Source organism: Dyadobacter sp. CY312 (genome assembly GCF_021390535.1).
GTDB lineage: Bacteria > Bacteroidota > Bacteroidia > Cytophagales > Spirosomataceae > Dyadobacter.
The window spans coordinates 150,199-168,215 of record NZ_JAJUXG010000006.1 but is presented as its reverse complement, the minus strand read 5'-3'; the positions used below and the strand labels follow the sequence as shown (position 1 = coordinate 168,215).

The window sequence follows — 18,017 nt, the reverse complement described above, 5'->3', positions numbered from 1 at the left end:
CAGCTGATATTTTTATTTGAGGATCATTTGCCAACATTTTCCGGAGCCGGGAAACGAAGACATCCACGCTGCGGCCAACAATAATGCCTTCGTCTTCCCAAACAGATTTAAGGATAAAATCTCGTTCGAGGATTTGATTTTTACCAGATACAAAAAGGTTTAACAATTTGGCTTCGCGGTAGGTTAGATTGTAGGTATTACTCGCCGAAAACAGTATAAGATTGGGCACATCCAATTCTGAATTTCCGAACGTGACCTTCTTAGAGTTATCGACAATAACGTCAACAGTTTCGACAGGATTATGTACCTTTTGACCTCTTTTCCAGACAATAAAACCAAGCCCGGCAAGAAGGCTGCCAATCGGCAAAACCCACCAATTATTCGCCGTTGAAGCTTTTTGCGGTTCAGACGAAAAGTTGACTTTGATGTTATAACAACCCGGCTCCTGCTTTCTTCCTGCACAAGGAACACCCTCTTTGGAATTCAAATCCTGAAAACTGTACCCCAACTGAATTTCGCCACTTTCACAATTCAAAATCGAAACGGTGTATGGACGAACAATGCCATGCTGCTCGAAAGATTCCTGCAATAACTGAGGCAATTTGTCATAATCAAAAAGGTGGTCGACTCTAACATTAAAAGTGTTGATATCCTGTTGCTGGATAGCAGGAATTTTGGAAAGAGAATCTCCGTTTTCTATGAGCAAATGATGCGCGGTTCTTCTCAAAGCAAGATTTACCTTCTCCGCAAACTGAACAGATTCGTTGTTGCCGGAAACGTTATGGGTAAAAAACATCAAAAGAAATATCAACCCATACAGCGTCCTGAGTGGTGTAGTTGGCCTATTATTTCTTTGCTTTTTCATGACTTGAATCCGTGTAATTATCAATATTCAAATTTACCAAATTCAACACCCATTTCCACTCTTCTTGTTCAATCCCAGCCACCAGTCAAAATTATACATGAATTGTTTTTGTTTCACTACAATGATTTTCCGTCCGGCATTTTCATTTTTCCCGGCAGGATCAACCACAATCTGATCCCCATCTATCGCCTTTTTCAGAATCTCTGCCATTTCAATTTCCATTACAGCATGATTGTGCGCATGGGATTGTGCATCTACAATCTTACCAGCTCTTTTAATGTAGGCATAGAAAGGTACACGTTTTAGAGATTTCGTTTCAGAGTTCCCCTCCGATAAACTTAGTTTCCCTCTCGTTACCCATGAAAATAAGCTCATGTCTACATTTTTCCCATTCAATAAAAGGGCATTGCTATCCGACTTGTTGTCTTTTGGCAACGCATTGGACACAGGCACGGATAACAACGTGGCAAGAAAAAATACGGTGTATAACAAATTGCTTTTCATGATTGAAAATTTTTTAGAAGTAAATAAAATGTTTACAAAACCTGAATTTCGTTGTGCGGCAAGGCGTATTGACTATCCATCGTAAGCAAAACAATTTGATCGCCAGCAGTGCATTTCTGCATCACTTTTTCAATGTTTACCTCCTTGTACGTTTCATCCGAAAACATCACCAGCGTCTTTGTATTCTTATCACGGATCGCAATCCGGAATGAGATTTTCTCTTTCGCCCTGTTCCCGGTTGGGCTCAGATCAGCCGTGCAAACGGTTAGTTTTCCAACAGCATTTGCCGCAAGTTTGCACTTCCCGTTGGGAGCATATTCGTCCACTACCATTTTGTTGTTCAAAAAGGCAGCCGAACAATCATTAAAAGATTTTTGCCCAAAGACAAGTCCTGACATCATCAATAAAACACCGGCTAACAGATAATTTACACCTTTCATGACCATTTTGATTTAAGTGGAAAAAGTTTGGATTTCAATACTGAATCAAATGTAAATCGTGAAGCCAAACGATTCGGTTAAAGCGCTGTAAAACATTGTAAACGAAATGTAAAAGATTGATTTTCGGCTTATAACCACTTAAAAAATAACGTTACTGCCAGTTGATATTAATTTTCCATTAAAGCAGAACATAAATTATCCTGAAACGTGTTACAACAATTGAACACCACACAACATCAGCTTGAAAGCAGTCACTCCGCAAGATCCGTACGCAGCGCTCCGCTATTCCGATTTCCGTTTTTACATTTCAAATACTTTTCTTTTCTCTGCAACAATCCTCATTCAGGAGGTTATTGTCGCTTATGAATTGTATAAAATGACGCATGATCCGCTGGCTCTCGGCCTGATCGGACTGGCAGAGGTGATCCCCTTTATCATCACTTCGCTATTCGGCGGCTACGTTGCGGATCAGAAAAACAAAATCTCCATCATGCACATCAGCATTGTTGTGATCATTTTGGGATCCATCATTTTGTACACTGTATTTCAGCCGGGGATTTACAATTCACTCACACAAGGCCAGCATCTGGCAGCGGTATATTCCGTATTCGGATTGATTGGTTTTGCCAAAGGTTTTTACTCGCCGGCATCCAGTTCGCTGAAACCTTATCTGGTACCTCGTGCCATATATGCGAATTCTTCGACATGGAGCAGTTCGTTCTGGCAGGCAGGTTCCATCACAGGTCCGGCATTTGCAGGTTTTTTATACGCTTATGCAGGATTTACAAATACGCTGTTGATTGTAGTTGCTAACTTTATTCTTTGCTGGTTTCTGCTGGGAATGATCAAAACAAGACCTGAAATTGTAAAAATAACAACGCCCATTATTGAGAGTTTGAAAGAAGGTTTCCGGTTTGTATTCAAAACCAGAATCGTTCTTTATGCTATTTCTCTTGATCTCTTCTCTGTACTTTTTGGTGGTGTAATTGCATTGCTGCCCATTTATGCAGAAGATATTTTAAAAGTGGGGCCCGAAGGGCTCGGACTTTTGCGCGCAGCTCCTTCCATTGGTTCGCTGCTCACCATGCTGGCGATGGCTTTCTTCCCGCCCACGCACAATGCATGGCGGAATATGCTCATAGCAGTTGCAGGTTTCGGCGCATTCACGATCCTGTTCGCCTTGTCGACCAACTTTTTACTTTCCTGTGCTGCACTTTTCGCAACAGGTGTCTGCGACAGTGTGAGTGTTATTGTGCGACAAACCATTTTACAAATTTACCCACCTGACGAAATGCGGGGACGCATTGCTGCTGTAAATGGCATATTCGTAAGTTCATCCAATGAATTGGGTGCCTTCGAATCCGGTGTTTTGGCAAAGGCTTTCGGTACCGTTCCGTCAGTAATAATGGGCGGAGTTCTGACCATTGGGGTTGTGAGCTGGATTTACTTGCGATCGAAGGATTTGTTCTCGGTAAGGCTGAGTTGATGTTAAACACAGAGTTTTAAGAGTTATCACGGAGTTACACGGAGATTGCTAATTCTTACCTTTTAGTATCAGCTAGGACAACCCTATCAAGTTACATTTGAGCAGAAAATTTCTTATTTTTGTTTCTATCAGCTAACTAGTGTTCAAATAACTCGTTATCTAATTTCACAATCTATCAAAACAAAAAAATGGTATCATCACATCAAAAGCAAAGTGGGCCATTGAGTGAGATTCAAATTAGTCTCTTGCGACTTTTTGATCAAAATCTGAGCGAAAGTGAAACACTCGAGGTGCGTAAGATGCTTATGGACCATTTTGACAAAGGACTCCAAAATGAGCTCAAAAAGGTGGTAGAAGAAAAAAAATATTCAGAAGAGGATTACCACAAGATGCTTTCTGATGACAATTTCATGACTAAATAATGCGAGTAGTTATAGACACAAATTGTCTACGGGCATCGATTCCTCCCAAAAGCCCCTTTTATCAACTATATCTTGATTTTAGAGCACAGAAATTTGATTGGTACGTAAGCAATGAGATTTTGCTAGAATACGACGAAATTCTCACTGCAACATACTCTGCTAAGACTTCCCAACTCGTTTTGCATCAGCTCGCAATAGCACCCAATGTGATTTTTACGGAACCTGCCTATAAATGGAATTTGATTACAGAAGATCCCGATGACAACAAATTTTCCGATTTGGCAATAAGCACAAACGCTGACTATTTGGTAACCAACGACTCTCATTTTAACGTTTTCAAATCTATCCCCTTTCCAAAACTAAATGTTGTGGATTTGGCATCGTTTCTGAAAATTTTAGAATCGTAAACAAGGTTAAACTTTTAAAACAGAATCTCACATACCTTATTCTCAAAGAAACTCAGCGCCGCCCTACTCCATACGCAAACTTTTCACCGGATCCATCAATGCAGCCTTCACCACTTTGTAACCAACCGTCATCAAGGTGATTAATAAAATTAAGATTCCTCCTGAACCCAAAATCCACCATTTCAGATCAATACGATAAGCAAAGCCATTTAACCAGCCGGTCATCGTGTACCAGGCAATAGGCGCTGCGATAACAAAGGCGACAGATACGAGAATCAGGAATTCTTTTCCGAACAGAAAAACAATACTTTCCACTCCGGCTCCCAACACCTTTCTCACTCCGATTTCTTTGGTTCTTTGCGTTACAATAAACGACACCATTCCGTACAATCCCAGACAACAGATCAATATTGCGACCATTGCAAACGAGCGGATTAAGGTGGTAAGTTGTTCTTCTTTTTCATAAAACTTAGCAATTTGTTCATCAACAAACTGATAAGAAAACACCTCGTCGGGATAAGTTTTTTGCCAAACTGAATTTATGTTCTGAATTGATTTCTCAAAATTCTTTGTATCCAGCCTTATTGCCAGCTCTTTGTATTGCTCTGGTTTGGCAAAAATCGCGCAAGGTTCTACTCCTACTTGTAATGATTTGAGGTGAAAGCTTTTTACCACACCTACAATTCTACCTTTACGATCATTCATACCGGTATTCAGCATTTTACCCAAAATCTCATTGGGATCAGTAATTCCCAGCTTGAACATCAGTTCCTGGTTTATTACAAACTCTGTTATTGAGTCTGAGGCAATGAAACTTCTTCCTGCCAACAATTTCATTTTATAAGTTTCAAGATAATTTTCATCGCCGTAGCGTTCGCGTATAACAAACTTCTCCCACTCTGTACGGCTATCGAACTTTACAGAACCACCATGTCCCATAGTCGAAGAAGGAGCATCGTATTGGTAGGTTACAGTTTTGATATCAGGGAATTGCAATAAATTATTCCGTAAAGCCGCCCTATTTTGCTGAATAGAATCGGAATTGGGTAATGCCACTGTGATGACGGCATTTTTATCAAAACCCAAATCTGCATTTTTGAAGTATTTCAACTGAAGAATAAGTACCAGTGTGCCAGTAACAAGGACCTGTGCAATAATCAGTTGAACGGTGATCAAAGAACGCCGTAATCCAATACCACCCACCTGCTGCGTTCCCAATTTACTTTTAAGTGCCGCAATGGGGTTAAATCCTGAAATGATAACAGACGGATAAAATCCCGCAATCGTAATAACAGTGAGTATCGTCACCAACCAGAATGATAGCAATTGAAACTGAAACAACATGGTAAAATGAAAAGCCTGCGTATGCGTCCAGTTGTTTAGAAAAGGCAATAATAAGGCAACCAGAAGCAACGCCAGGAATGCGGAAGTAACAGTCAACAATGCGGTTTCGCTCATAAATTGCCAGAAAAGTTGTCGTTGCGTACTGCCCAACACTTTCCTGATTCCAATTTCCTTTGCCCGTTTCAAAGCTTGGGCAGTTGCCAGATTTACAAAATTGATACAGGCGATTACAAGCAAAAAGATACCCACAGAAGCCAATATCCATAAGATTGAACGGCGTATTTCACCTCCATATCTTTCGTCAAAATGGACTTCGGACAACGGTTGTAATTTATGCTCATAATTCTTAGTTGCGCTGCCATAGTATTTTGAACCATTTGATTTTATAAGGTTTTCGACGGATTCAGAGCTTGCTTCTGCTCTCAGTTTAGCATAAATCTTATTTTGTGAGTTTAACCATCCAAAGTTGTCAAATTCGTAAGTCGGATAAACTTTCTTTAATGTCGGCAAAGAAATATAAATTTCAAATTTCAAATCAGTAGGATTTAATTGATTTTTCATCACACCCACGATCATAAGATCCGTAGTGTTATCAAGACGTAATGTTTTTCCAACTACATAAGGGGTTCCGAAATATTTTTTGGCTACTCTTTCACTAATTACCGTGGCATAGGGTTCCCTGAGTAAATTAGCCTTTCCTCCTTCCAACATCTGAAACGAAAAAATGTCGATAAATTCCTGATCAGCAAAAGCTACTTTGTCCTTCTCAATAAATCTTCTAAATCCATTTCCTACATAGGATGTAAGCGTTGCTCTCGGAATCTTTTTTATAAACCCTACCTTTTCAATCTGAGAATAATCAATGGACAAAGCAGTTGCCAATGGGATGGATGAATCCGAACTATACTCCGTTCCTTCATCCAGAAGCAGATCCAAAACAATGCGGTAAGTCCGGTCAAAATTCGGCTGATGACGATCCGTGCTCAAATGATATTGTAAAAAAAGAAAGATCAGTATCGCGCCAGTCATTCCCATACCCAATCCCAGGATATTCAGGAAAGTGTAGGTGCGGTTAATTCCCAGATTCCGCCAGGCGATTTTGAAGTAGTTTTTAAGCATAGGGAAAAAAATTGGTAGGAAGAAGGATGAAGGAAGGTGCAGAAAGTCCGTCTCCTTTCCTCCCTCGTCCTTACTCTATTATTCGGTTTTTATCGCTTTCACCGGATTCATCATTGCCGCTTTATAGGTTTGCAGGCACACCAAACTGATTATTACTATTCCGAATACTGCTGCAATTCCCGCGAATGTTGTCCATCCAAGGTCAATGCGATAGGCGTAATTCTGTAACCATTTGTTCATACTTAAAACCACCAGCGGAAAAGAAATAAGCATGGCAAACAGCATAACATACAAAAACTCTTTCACAAACAACACGATGATACTCACCACCGAAGCGCCCAACACTTTCCTGATTCCCAGCTCTTTGGTTCTTCTTGATACGTTCAGCGATACCATGCCCAATATTCCCAGCAAGACAATCACCATCGCCAATACAGTCGCTACCTTTGATGCCTTTTGTAATTGAATTTCGGATTGGTAAAGTTGTTGTAGAGTATCATCCATGAATTTAAATTCAAAAGGTGCATCCGGTAAGAGCTGCCTCCATTTTTCTTCAATCGCCTTCATGGATGTATTGATATCGCCACCGGGAATTTTGAATGACATAAATCGATAGTTATTCGTAGCTTTTACATTCATAATTAACAGTGGACGAATCGGTTCGTGCATGGACCCAAAATGAAAATCCCGGATTACGCCGCTGACTGTGAATGGCTCAGGATTAAAATGCATTTTGACCTTCTGGCCTATTGCAGACTCAGGATTTTTAAAACCCAGTGCCTTCAAAGTGGTTTCATTCAGTACAATATCATCCCTTCTGACAATTCCATTATTGGCATTAAAAAATTTCCCTGCCAACATTCTAAGCCCGTAGGTTTCAGCATAATTTTCATCAGTTGCAAGGATTTGTGAATAAACGGCTAATGTTGAATCCTGGCCCGCTTTGAATACCCCATTGTTATTACCAAAATTACCGTTGGGAATTTCGTATGATAAACTGACCTCATTTACTTCCTTCAATCTGGCCAGCTGATCCCTTATTCCCTCCATTTTTTGCAGACCTTCGGGCGTCCAGTCGCGTGGCGTGGCTATTGAAACGACGGATTCTTTGTTGTAACCCAAATCTTTGTTAAAAAAGTAATTCACTTGTTGAGAAATGACGGTTGCGCAGACAAATACAAAAAGTGCTATTGTAAATTGGGTGGCAATAAGCAGTCGCCTGAAAAACAGATTCTCTTTTATAGATTTCAATTTCCCTTTTACCGACTCAATGGCGGGCAGTCCGGACAAAATGAATGCGGGATAAATACCGGCCAGTAAACCAGTGAAAATGCCAAACAATAATGCAAGAGAAATATTAAAAGCAGAAAAAACACTGCCAATTTCTCTGCCCAGCATGTCTGTAAAATAGGATCGGCATAACTCAGACAGCCCCAATGCCAATACCATTGATATCCCCGCCAAAATAAATGACTCTGTTAAAAACTGGCGAATTAGCTGCGTTTTAGCGCTTCCAAGTACTTTACGCACACCAATTTCTTTCAGTCTGGACGATGCATTTCCGATTGAGATATTTACAAAATTCACAATGGCCATGAGCAGAATGAACAATGCAACACCAGAAAGTGTGTAAATCATTTTTTGAACAAGTCCATTGTTTTGCTGTCTGTAAAAATCCTTTAATGATGTAAAGTAAACCTGCAAATTCGCTTTTGTACTTTCAGATGCATGGGTGGCGATTAGCTGAGAAATAGCCTTTTGTAAATGCTCTTTGTTAATGCCGGGTTTTAGTTCGATGTAAGTGAGCATGTAAGGAAAATCCCAGCTTTCGGCACCATCTCTACCTTTGAGTCCCGTTAAAGGAATGAAAATGTGTGCGGGATTTTTTAACAGACTTGTAACCGAATTAATCGGCAACTTTTTTACAACCGCAGTAACCTCAAATTCTTGTTTACCTCCGACAAAATTATTCAACGTCAGGCTTTGGCCAAGTACATCACTTTTTCCAAAGTATTTCATTGCCTTTTCCTCTGTGATGACAATAGAATTGGGTTTTTGCAATGCAGTTCTTGCATCTCCGTGCAACAGAGGAAAAGCATACATGGATAGTAACGTGGAATCACCTACCTGAACCTCTTCCCTAAAATGTTTATCTCCTTTGGAAATAGCGACTGTGATACCATCAAAACGGTAGTAATTATCAACCAAATTGGGATATTGTTCTTTCAAAACTCTTCCTAAGGGACCAAGTGTGGCTATGTCCACACCCATATCCGGCTCCTTCCATTTGCTTCGCAGTATATATTGATTGTCTGCATTTTTAAGAAATGAATTCACCTGTAACTCGCCCCAAACATAACTCCCGATCAAGAATGTGAACGTCATACCAACGGATAGCCCAAAAATGTTAATCAATGAATAAAACTTCCGTTTCATCAGATTTCGCCAGGCAATTTTGAAGTAGTTTTTAAGCATCGGATTAAGGCTTGGGGGAAAAGGTATGGGACTTTTTCTCCCTAAAAGTACTTGTTTGGCTTACTGAAATTTGATTTAACTACCTCATTTAACTCTTTTTAACGAATGAGTACCTTTTTCTCCCAAAACAAAAAATCCTGCTCTTCCGAAGAAAAGCAGGATTTTAATGAAGTTTTGTACGATCTGAAAGTTAAACTATCTGACGATTATTGATCTGAAAACGCATAGCCAACCGCCAGGAGCTCTTTGGCCAAAATCAATTTTGCTTGTAAGTGTTATTTATATCCAACTCTCTTTGCGGTATCAGATACAACGGACGAATGGTTTTCCCCTGAGCCTGCAATACTTCTTTTGCAACTCCAAAACGCAGCAAATCGGCCCAGCGGTGATTTTCAAAAGCAAGTTCGACTCTTCTTTCGTGTAGTAGTTTTTGAGCAAATGTACCAGGCGTCGCCGCGCTGATCGGTGCCAGTTTCGCCCGTGCTCTCACCTGATTGATATAGCCGTAAGCCTCGGTTCCCTCTCCCAGGGCCTCCGCCAAAAGCAACAATACATCTGCATAGCGGAACACTACAAAATTGTATGAAGCATCATTTTCGTCAAAGGCATTTTCACGACCAAATTTCACGATGTAACGCGCGTCATTTTTCGTGTTTGTCTGCAAAACGCCCTGTGCATTCACAAAACTGGTGTCCATGGATTTTAAAAATCGATCGTCTCCTGGCTCATAGGCTTTAAGCACATCCTGCGTCGGACGGTTCTTGTAAGCACCTGTGGTATGTTTCAATGTAGGATGAAAAGCGTTGGTAAACGCATTACCAGTTCCCGTTCCTCCTCCTTTGAATTGAACTTCAAAAATAGACTCGGCATTGTTCTTGTTGGCCAACCCCCAAAGGCTTCCATAATCGGGCAACAGCGAATAACCATAAGTGGTAACAATTCTCCTGAGCACAGTTTCCGCAGATTTTTTGTCGCCTGAAATAAGGTAAACTTTCGCCAGCAAAGTTGCCGCTGCGCCTTTTGTAGCACGCCCTACCCTCGCTGCGTCGTATTTCAATGGCAAACCAGCTTCTGCCTTAATCAGATCCGGAATCAGTTGTTTATATACTTCGGCTGCCGGTACCTGGGGCAATGCCTTACCATCCTCCGCGGACTTCGCTTCTGTGAGCGGCAATGGAATTTTCCCAAATGATACTGCCAGATTATAAAAGAACAACGACCGGAGAAAAAGTGCTTCGCCTCTGATTTGTTCCCGCTCTGCTTCGGCAATATCCACTCCGTCGATCCGGCTCAAAACGATGTTACTTCTTGCAACACCCAGATAAGAATCTGTGTAAGCGGCAGTGATGAATTCACTGGTAGCATTCTCTGTAAAATTATCAATTACAGTCAATTCTGCTCCCAAACCCGTTCCGTCACTTCCCTGATCGGTATTGTCGGAGCGCATTTCCTGCGTAACCCAATAGCTCTGATTGTATGTACCGTTGGCCTGGAGTACTTTGTACGCGGCAATGATGGCAGTATTCAAGTCACCTGCGGTGTTGTAGAACTGGTTTACATTCCGCTGCGACGCAGGACTCAGATCCGTAAAACCTTCTCCGCAGGAAAGCAGCGTAGCCGCTCCCAACACCGAGGCGACAAGCTGTACTGATGTCTTTTTAAATTTCATATCTCTATATTTTTTAAACCAAAACATGCCGTCAAACTGGCTGGTTATAGCTGATTAAAATGTTACGTTTAAACCGAAGGTGAAGGTTTTCGCGAGCGGATAAGCACCATAATCTTCACCCTGTACGCCACTGAGAGTGGTTTGGTTGTTTACTTCCGGATTGTAACCTATGTAATCAGTTCGCGTAAACAAGTTGGTTGCTGTGGCGTAAGCCCGTAGGGTCTGAATTCTGTTACCCAGTAACTTTTTAGGAAATGTATAGCCTAAGGCTACATTTCTCAGCCTGATATAGGAACCATCTTCAACCTGATATGATGAAGGACGATTGTTGTTTCCATGCGTATCGGTAAGGCGGTCTGCTCTTGGTACCTCGCCGTTTCCTGGTTGTTCGGCAGATATCCAGCGATCGAGCGCAACTGTGTAAGAGTTGGTTCCCGCTTCACCGTTTGCAAGATGGCGTCTGGTCAAATTAAGAATTTCAGAACCCTGTACGCCCTGAATCAGAAAGCTCAGGTCCACTCCTTTGTATGCAAAACGGTTGGTAATCCCGTAAATAAAATCCGGCTGATAATTTCCTGTAACCGTACGGTCGTTGGCGTTGATCTTGCCATCACCATTTACATCTTTAAACCTGAAATCACCTGGTTGTGGTTTTGGAGCAACTTCGTCTTTCGGAGCATTATCAATGTCGCTTTGATTCTGATAAATCCCATCCACCACATAACCATAATAACTACCAATTGCATCGCCGATTCTGGTGATGTGGCGAATCCCCGCTCCTCCTGAACTCAATATAGGATCACCGGTCGGCCCAAGTTTCAGTACTGTGTTTTTATTTGTGGAAAAATTCAGATCCGTTGTCCAGGTGAAAGCACCCACTACGTTTCGACTGGATATTGTAAGTTCAATTCCTTTGTTTTCAACTTCTCCAATATTCTGGAGGGCGTTTAAAAAACCAACCGATGCAGGAACCTGCACATTCAGCAAAAGATCAGAAGTAACTTTTCTATACCAGTCGAACGAAAAGTAAACCCTGTCTTTAATAAGCCCCAGGTCAACACCAAGGTCCAGCTGGGTTGTTTTTTCCCATGTAAGTTTATTGTTACTGATCGTGAGTGGTGCAATTCCGTTTACTACGTTTCCACCTGTAACATAATTGTAAGGATTTAACAAACCGATGGACGCATAATTAGGAATCAAAAAGTTACCTGTTTTACCCCAACTTCCTCTAAATTTCAAATCACTGATAAACGTAACGGGTTTCAGGAATGCCTCTTCAGATACGCGCCATCCGGCAGATAACGATGGAAAAATCCCGGTTTTGTTGCCATCGCCGAACCGGGACGATTTATCGGTTCTGATGGTTGCAGTTAGCAAATATTTGCTCTGAAAAGAGTAATTAGCCCGTGCAAGATACGATACCAGCGACCACTCTTCGCGAAGCGACGTACCACCAGTAACCTGACCGCCACTCACAGTTTCAACCAGATCGTCCGGGAATTTCTGCGCGAACACCTGATTAATATCAATTCTGTCTTTTTGAGCACTGTAACCCGCTACTGCGGAAACGAAATGATCTTTTCCAAAAGCTTTTTCATATGCAAGCGTATTTTCAATGAGCCAATTCGAGTTCAGCGAAAAATTGGATTGTCCGTAAGGATCTCCAACCGTAGCCTGCCGGAACAGCAGGGAATTTCCACGATAGAAGTTCCGGTTGTAGTTATTGACATCAATACCGGTGTATAGCTTGTATTTAAGACCGGGAATGATTTCATACTCGCCAAATACATTTCCAAGTGTTCTGAACTGTGTTAGTTTGTCATTTACACCAGCAATAATGGCAAGCGGATTACTCGCTTCGGTCATACTTGCTGCGCGACCATCCTCGGTGTATAAGTGCGATTGATTGTCTCTTTGGTTAATGGTACCATCAGCATTATACGGTCTCACCGTTGGCGAGGTAACCAGTGCCGAATACACAATTCCCGGAGGATCGGCGAAGTACGGGGCTCCGGCAGGCGAACGATCCAGATTGCTGAAAGACGGACTTAATCCCAAGCCGAATTTTAACTTTTTGGTTGCATTCGCTTCCAGATTTACACGGAAAGCATAACGCTCAATACCGCTTTTTGCTACGATACCACGCTGATTGAAATAACCACCCGATACATAGTAATTCACATTTTCACCTCCGCCCGACAAGGAAGCATTGTAACTCTGAATGGGTGCCGATTTGAAAACCAGATCCTGCCAGTCGATATCCGTACCATCCGGGTTAACGAAATCGTCGGGAATATAATAGGCTGTATTGGTGGTTTTGGTATATCGGGTTGCATTGTTGTCGCTTGCGTTTGCACCCGCAATATCCTGCACATAAGCATTGTTTTTAGCCTCTTTCACATAAGCTGCAAGCTCGGCTGCATTCATGAGATCCACCTTTTTTGCCACACTTTGGGTTCCGAAATAGGCGTCGAAACCGATCACCGGCTTTTTATCTCTTTTCCCCTTTTTAGTCGTGATCAGGATAACACCGTTTGATCCGCGTGAACCGTATATCGCGGCTGCCGAAGCATCTTTAAGGACCTCAATTGATTCAATGTCATTGGGATTTATATTTCCCAACGGATTGGAAGGCGGAAGTGCAAATGCGACCGTGCGTCGGGAGATATCACCCTGCACCCCGGCATCCACATTTTTGGCCACTGGAAAGCCATCCACTACATAAAGCGGCTCCGTCCCTCCGGAAATAGAACCAAGCCCTCGCACGCGTATGGTTGTTCCTGCACCCGGTTCACCACTCGGCTCCTGCACCTGAACCCCGGCAATTTGCCCCTGAATGGCGTTTTCAAAAGTGGTTACCGGCATATCCTTGATGCTCTTGGCTGAGAGCGATCCTACCGATCCGGTAATATCCCGTTTATTTTGTGTACCATAACCTACAACGACAACTTCGTTCAGGCTGCTGACATCGGCATCCAGCTGAATATCTACTGACTGCCGCGTCCCCACTTTCACTTCCTGGCTTAGATATCCAATAAATGAAAATACCAGTGTGGCGTCACCATTTGGCACCGATAACCTGTAACTGCCGTCCACATCGGTAATGGTACCCGTGTTGGATCCTTTAATAAGAACATTCACTCCCGGGAGTCCTTGTCCGTTGCTTTTATCGGTTACCTTACCGACAATGTCCTGAGCATTTTTTTTCGTAACCGAGGGTTTGTAACGAAGCAGCGGGAATGCTTCCACACCCGCATGCATCGACTGGCTGGTAATTCCCAGAAGTACTGCCAGCATCATTTTGCGCGTAGAGATTAATTGCATCAAATTGTACGTTTTTAAATTTGCAAGATCCTAAAAAACAAACAGACATTATTTTTATTCTGAAATACACAATTAATTCAATAATAAATATGGCATATTGAATAATTAACACACTTCAAATTCTGATTGAATTAATATTTGTAATATAATCTAAATTATCAAACTTAATATAACACCAGCTATCTTAAAAACCGATGGTGACTTGCTTTGCGAATTTGACTTATTACAAGAATTAATTTAGTCTACTAATTTTATAGATTTAATAGTCAAATGTAAAAAAGATATTTATTAATTCAATAATTTTCTTTTCAAGAGAGAAAATTATGCAACAAAAAAAGGCACTCCTTGCGAGAGTACCTTTTCCGACTTGTATTATTTAAAGTTGAGATCGGGCTGAAAAACTTGCTCAACTATTGGTTCACATATACACTTCCGCTGCTGGCCGACAATGTAACCGGAACACCGCCTCCGTTTAATTTTCCGTTTACACGATCTTTTTCCACACTGCCGTCAAAGTTTTTAAGAGGAATAGAAACCTTATTTCCTCTAAGATTGAGATCCATTCCACTTTCCAGCGGCATGCTTACACGAATGCTGCCAGCCGAACTTTTCAGATCGAGATATTTACCAAGTTTGGCCATAGAAACTTCAACACTTCCGGCACTTGTACTTGCTTTCAGACTGCCTGACACATTGGCAAGCCTCACCGAGCCACCAGAAGTTCCCGCATTAAGAGAACCTTTGATATCGTCGCCTCTTACACTCCCACCGCTTGTATGCGCTGCAATTTCACCATCCAGTTTGTTGAGTTCTATACTTCCTCCGGATGTTTTTAATTCGATTATACCAAAAAGATTAGATGCTTTTATACTTCCGCCACTGGTAGAAAGATTGATATTTTTACTGCAGTTGGCCACATCAATACTTCCGCCAGAGGTACGCCCGGTAATTGATCCTTCCAGATCTTGCACTTTAAGGCTACCTCCACTTGTTGTGAAGTTTTGATCACCGGTTAAAGATGCGATTCTGATACTTCCACCACTCGTTTTGAGGTTTGTAGCTACGTTACGTGGAGACACAATTTTGAAGCTGATTGAAATGCCTTTGCTGTTGTCCCACTTGGTACCACTTTTTCTCTTTGCGGTTGCAATTACTTTGGTTCCTTCTGTTCCGATCAGGATGTCGTAGTCTTCCAGGCGGTCTTCAATCTCCTCCTTGCTTAGCTGACTTTTACCGTTCCAGTTATTGGGACGAACGAACATTTCTACCTGAAAACCGGTGTTTTTTCCACCAGTTACACCAATGGAACCTCCGGATGTTTCAACAGTTAATGTATTTAAAGCAGTATTATTAAATGACTTGGTTACATAAGGCTTTTCGTCGGAATTCTGTGCAGAAACCGTTGACACGATTCCAAACGCAAAAACGAAGGATAGTAGCTGTTTAATTTTCATGATCTATATCGGTTAGTTTTTATTAAGGATGACAAAAAGAAAACAAGAGTTGCACGCGCTTGTTTCATTTTATGGAAAAGTTTCATGGCTAATAGATAATGTTATCACTAAAAACAGATGCCAGAAACTTAACAAATTCATTTTCAGATATATAATCACTTTTGACTGTTCGTAAGCGGACACGCTCTTTTCGATGCCGTACAGTAGGATGATCGAAGGAATGGTTTTTGATAAATATCAGACATCATTATTTCTCAATACCTCATGAAAACATATCAGATAAAAGTGTTAGCCGATCGGGATGAAACCACCGTTTCAGACATCCTTACTGATTTGGCAAACAAAGGCATTATTGAGTTCTCAGCGGGCGCGCCGCAGCAGACAGAGAACAAGCGGCAAGAAGCTTCTGAAGATCAGGTTCAGGAGATTATAGAAGAATCGGAGCTGGGTCCATATTATTCAGAAAAAGAAGCGAAAGACATTCTGAATCTGTGACCCGAAGGAAGGTCGTGCTCGGGCGAACACGACCTGTTATTTACTTCTTGTGAATTTCCAGCACATCAATTTCATTCATCTTCGCCGTAGCACCCCAGCCGCATTGTACATTTTTGTTGTTGCCGGTCGGGCTGTATTTAATGTGTACGTTCGTGAAGCTGTACGCACTTTCAATGTTGCCCAATTCCCCTTCAATCAGGTTCATAGAAACGTCCGAAGCGGCCAAAGAAACGATACTGTCCCCTTGCACGACCGTAAAATGCCAGGAGCATCCGTCTGATGCAAGCATGTTGGTCCAGACTGCATCCGCTTCAAGCACATCCGACTTCATGATCTGATTCTGTTTTTCGCAGCCATTCCAGGCCAGCAAACCAAACACAACAATTAGAATCTTCATATAAACACGTTTTTAATGCTCAAGTCTGTAAATCAGCGATAAAAATTACTCAGTTCCAAGTGGGCTAATCTACCTGTACAGACTGTAAAAAGATTCAAAAGGTTGCAATCAGTTTATTCGTTTTTAAGAAGGCGGGCAAACCACTTTCCGGAAGTTTTGATCGTTCTTTTCTGGGTCTCAAAATCAACATGAACCAGCCCGAACCTTGCATTATATCCTTCGGCCCATTCGAAGTTATCCATCAATGACCATACCAGGTACCCCTTTATGTTAATCCCCTCCCGCTTTGCCCTAAGTACCTGTTCCAGGTATAAAGCAAAATATGCAGCACGCTCTTTGTCGTGCACTTCGCCATTCTCTACAAGGTCGTGATATGCTGCACCGCTTTCACTCACAATAATTTCCTTTATTCCCTTGTATTGAGCAAATTGACAAAGAATATTATATACCCCATCCGGCTTCACCTCCCAGCCCATCGCCGTAACAGGAACGTTTCTAAGCTTCGCCGGAACTTCTTTCAGCCACAATACCGGCGCGAGATACGAATGCTTCACAGTCACACCAAAATAGTTTTGCAGGCCGATGAAATCGAAATCAAACCTGAGCCGTTCGGCATCACCCGCTTGCATGTATTTTTTAATGCCACCCAAATAAGCGAAAGCATCAATCGGATATCCCAGACCCAGAGCGGGCTCAATAAACAAGCGATTCATGACTGCATCGGCTCTTTGAGCAGCACGAAGATCTTTTAAATCATTTGTGAATGGCTCGATAAATGAACAGGAGATAGCGGTACCGATGTATGCATCCGGGACAAGATCTCTTAAAATCCTACCTCCTTCCGCCTGACACATTGCAAGATGATGCACCACCGGTAGGAAGTTCCACAAGCCTTTTTTACCAGGCGCATGAAGCCCTGTGGTGTACCCCAGCGCAGCTACGGCCATAGGCTCATTCAACACAATCCAGTTTTTAACCCTATCGCCGAACAATGTAGCGCACAAAGTAGCATACTCCGCAAACCAGTTGATAATTTTTCTATTTTTCCAGCCTCCTTGTACCTCCAAAGCCTGCGGCAGATCCCAGTGATACAGGGTTACCCACGGTTTAATACCCAAGGAAACACATTTATCAATAACCTGATTATAGAAATCGACCCCTTCAGGATTAATTTCGCCTGTACCCGTTGGCAATATACGCGACCATGATAACGAAAAACGGAATTCACTGAATCCCATTTCAGCAACCATCTCAAGATCGGCCTCATAGCGGTTATAAAAGTCACAGGCTACATCGGCATGGTGCCCGTTTTTTATCTTCCCCTTTTTGTGCGAAAAGACATCCCATATCGATGCTCCCCTGCCACCGCTCCGTACAGCTCCTTCAATCTGAAAGGCCGCTGTTACCGTGCCCCAACAGAAATCTTCACCGAATTCATGCCTGGTAAATGGCACAAGCCGTTCTGTCGGATCACTGTTGCTTTCAGAGGTAACATTCATACAATAGGCTATTTCATTTAATCCGGTTTGCTCCGAATATTTACCAAAAATAAACCCTCCATCTGCCAAAACAGATGAAGGGCTGAAATTTAACAATCTCTTTATATTGAGGCTGAG

Annotated in this window: 14 protein-coding genes; 4 read left to right on the top strand and 10 right to left on the bottom strand. The window is 42.0% G+C overall.

Going from position 1 to position 18,017, the window contains the following annotated elements:
• From LZG71_RS09750 to LZG71_RS09740, 3 genes are all read right to left on the bottom strand, one after another.
• A partial coding sequence (locus LZG71_RS09750) for a winged helix-turn-helix domain-containing protein (protein WP_233819821.1) occupies nt 1-865 on the bottom strand: 865 nt, incomplete at its 3' end.
• Between the two features lie 42 nt (nt 866-907).
• Nucleotides 908-1,369, bottom strand: coding sequence for a hypothetical protein (locus LZG71_RS09745; protein ID WP_233819819.1), 462 nt, complete (start codon nt 1,367-1,369; stop codon nt 908-910).
• Nucleotides 1,370-1,401: 32 nt separating this feature from the next.
• Entirely contained in the window at nt 1,402-1,809 is a 408-nt protein-coding gene (locus LZG71_RS09740; RefSeq protein ID WP_233819818.1) for a hypothetical protein, read from the bottom strand.
• Nucleotides 1,810-2,050: 241 nt separating this feature from the next.
• Here LZG71_RS09740 and LZG71_RS09735 point away from each other — a divergent pair, with 241 nt between their 5' ends.
• The 3 genes from LZG71_RS09735 to LZG71_RS09725 all read left to right on the top strand — a co-directional run bounded on the left by LZG71_RS09735 (nt 2,051) and on the right by LZG71_RS09725 (nt 4,124).
• The gene (locus tag LZG71_RS09735) at nt 2,051-3,295 is read left to right on the top strand and encodes an MFS transporter (RefSeq protein WP_233819817.1); all 1,245 of its coding nucleotides are present in this window, start codon (nt 2,051-2,053) and stop codon (nt 3,293-3,295) included.
• Between the two features lie 188 nt (nt 3,296-3,483).
• Nucleotides 3,484-3,717, top strand: a complete 234-nt coding sequence (locus LZG71_RS09730) for a hypothetical protein (protein WP_233819816.1) — start codon at nt 3,484-3,486, stop codon at nt 3,715-3,717.
• Nucleotides 3,717-4,124: a putative toxin-antitoxin system toxin component, PIN family gene (locus tag LZG71_RS09725; protein WP_233819815.1), complete on the top strand. Its 408-nt coding sequence runs from the start codon at nt 3,717-3,719 to the stop codon at nt 4,122-4,124. Before LZG71_RS09730 ends, LZG71_RS09725 begins: the two co-directional genes overlap by 1 nt.
• 63 nt (nt 4,125-4,187) lie before the next feature.
• Here the strand turns inward: LZG71_RS09725 and LZG71_RS09720 are convergent, their stop codons facing one another.
• From LZG71_RS09720 to LZG71_RS09700, 5 genes are all read right to left on the bottom strand, one after another.
• Complete coding sequence (locus tag LZG71_RS09720) at nt 4,188-6,587, bottom strand: ABC transporter permease (protein ID WP_233819814.1); 2,400 nt, start codon at nt 6,585-6,587, stop codon at nt 4,188-4,190.
• 78 nt (nt 6,588-6,665) lie between these two features.
• Nucleotides 6,666-9,062, bottom strand: coding sequence for an ABC transporter permease (locus LZG71_RS09715; RefSeq protein ID WP_233819812.1), 2,397 nt, complete (start codon nt 9,060-9,062; stop codon nt 6,666-6,668).
• A gap of 256 nt (nt 9,063-9,318) precedes the next feature.
• A complete protein-coding gene (locus LZG71_RS09710; RefSeq protein WP_233819806.1) occupies nt 9,319-10,731 on the bottom strand; it encodes a RagB/SusD family nutrient uptake outer membrane protein in 1,413 nt (470 codons plus the stop codon).
• Between the two features lie 54 nt (nt 10,732-10,785).
• A complete protein-coding gene (locus tag LZG71_RS09705) occupies nt 10,786-14,055 on the bottom strand; it encodes a TonB-dependent receptor (protein ID WP_233819805.1) in 3,270 nt (1,089 codons plus the stop codon).
• A gap of 410 nt (nt 14,056-14,465) precedes the next feature.
• Nucleotides 14,466-15,509 carry a DUF4097 domain-containing protein gene (locus tag LZG71_RS09700; RefSeq protein WP_233819804.1) on the bottom strand — a complete coding sequence of 348 codons (1,044 nt, stop codon included), beginning with the start codon at nt 15,507-15,509 and terminating at the stop codon, nt 14,466-14,468.
• Nucleotides 15,510-15,773: 264 nt separating this feature from the next.
• Between LZG71_RS09700 and LZG71_RS09695 the strand changes: the two genes are divergently transcribed.
• Nucleotides 15,774-16,004, top strand: coding sequence for a hypothetical protein (locus LZG71_RS09695; protein ID WP_233819803.1), 231 nt, complete (start codon nt 15,774-15,776; stop codon nt 16,002-16,004).
• A gap of 40 nt (nt 16,005-16,044) precedes the next feature.
• Here LZG71_RS09695 and LZG71_RS09690 read toward each other — a convergent pair whose 3' ends face one another.
• Nucleotides 16,045-16,401, bottom strand: a complete 357-nt coding sequence (locus LZG71_RS09690) for a hypothetical protein (RefSeq protein ID WP_233819801.1) — start codon at nt 16,399-16,401, stop codon at nt 16,045-16,047.
• A 113-nt stretch (nt 16,402-16,514) separates the two neighbouring features.
• A complete protein-coding gene (locus LZG71_RS09685) occupies nt 16,515-17,996 on the bottom strand; it encodes a GH1 family beta-glucosidase (protein WP_233819800.1) in 1,482 nt (493 codons plus the stop codon).
• Between the last annotated feature and the right edge of the window lie 21 nt (nt 17,997-18,017).

Excerpts from the sequence above, each read along its gene's own strand:
- LZG71_RS09745 (WP_233819819.1), bottom strand. The coding sequence starts at position 1,369 with ATGAAAAGCAATTTGTTATACACCGTATTTTTTCTTGCCACGTTGTTA.
- LZG71_RS09740 (WP_233819818.1), bottom strand. The coding sequence starts at position 1,809 with ATGAAAGGTGTAAATTATCTGTTAGCCGGTGTTTTATTGATGATGTCA.
- LZG71_RS09730 (WP_233819816.1), top strand. The coding sequence starts at position 3,484 with ATGGTATCATCACATCAAAAGCAAAGTGGGCCATTGAGTGAGATTCAA.
- LZG71_RS09725 (WP_233819815.1), top strand. The coding sequence starts at position 3,717 with ATGCGAGTAGTTATAGACACAAATTGTCTACGGGCATCGATTCCTCCC.
- LZG71_RS09720 (WP_233819814.1), bottom strand. The coding sequence starts at position 6,587 with ATGCTTAAAAACTACTTCAAAATCGCCTGGCGGAATCTGGGAATTAAC.
- LZG71_RS09715 (WP_233819812.1), bottom strand. The coding sequence starts at position 9,062 with ATGCTTAAAAACTACTTCAAAATTGCCTGGCGAAATCTGATGAAACGG.
- LZG71_RS09710 (WP_233819806.1), bottom strand. The coding sequence starts at position 10,731 with ATGAAATTTAAAAAGACATCAGTACAGCTTGTCGCCTCGGTGTTGGGA.
- LZG71_RS09705 (WP_233819805.1), bottom strand. The coding sequence starts at position 14,055 with ATGCAATTAATCTCTACGCGCAAAATGATGCTGGCAGTACTTCTGGGA.
- LZG71_RS09700 (WP_233819804.1), bottom strand. The coding sequence starts at position 15,509 with ATGAAAATTAAACAGCTACTATCCTTCGTTTTTGCGTTTGGAATCGTG.
- LZG71_RS09695 (WP_233819803.1), top strand. The coding sequence starts at position 15,774 with ATGAAAACATATCAGATAAAAGTGTTAGCCGATCGGGATGAAACCACC.
- LZG71_RS09690 (WP_233819801.1), bottom strand. The coding sequence starts at position 16,401 with ATGAAGATTCTAATTGTTGTGTTTGGTTTGCTGGCCTGGAATGGCTGC.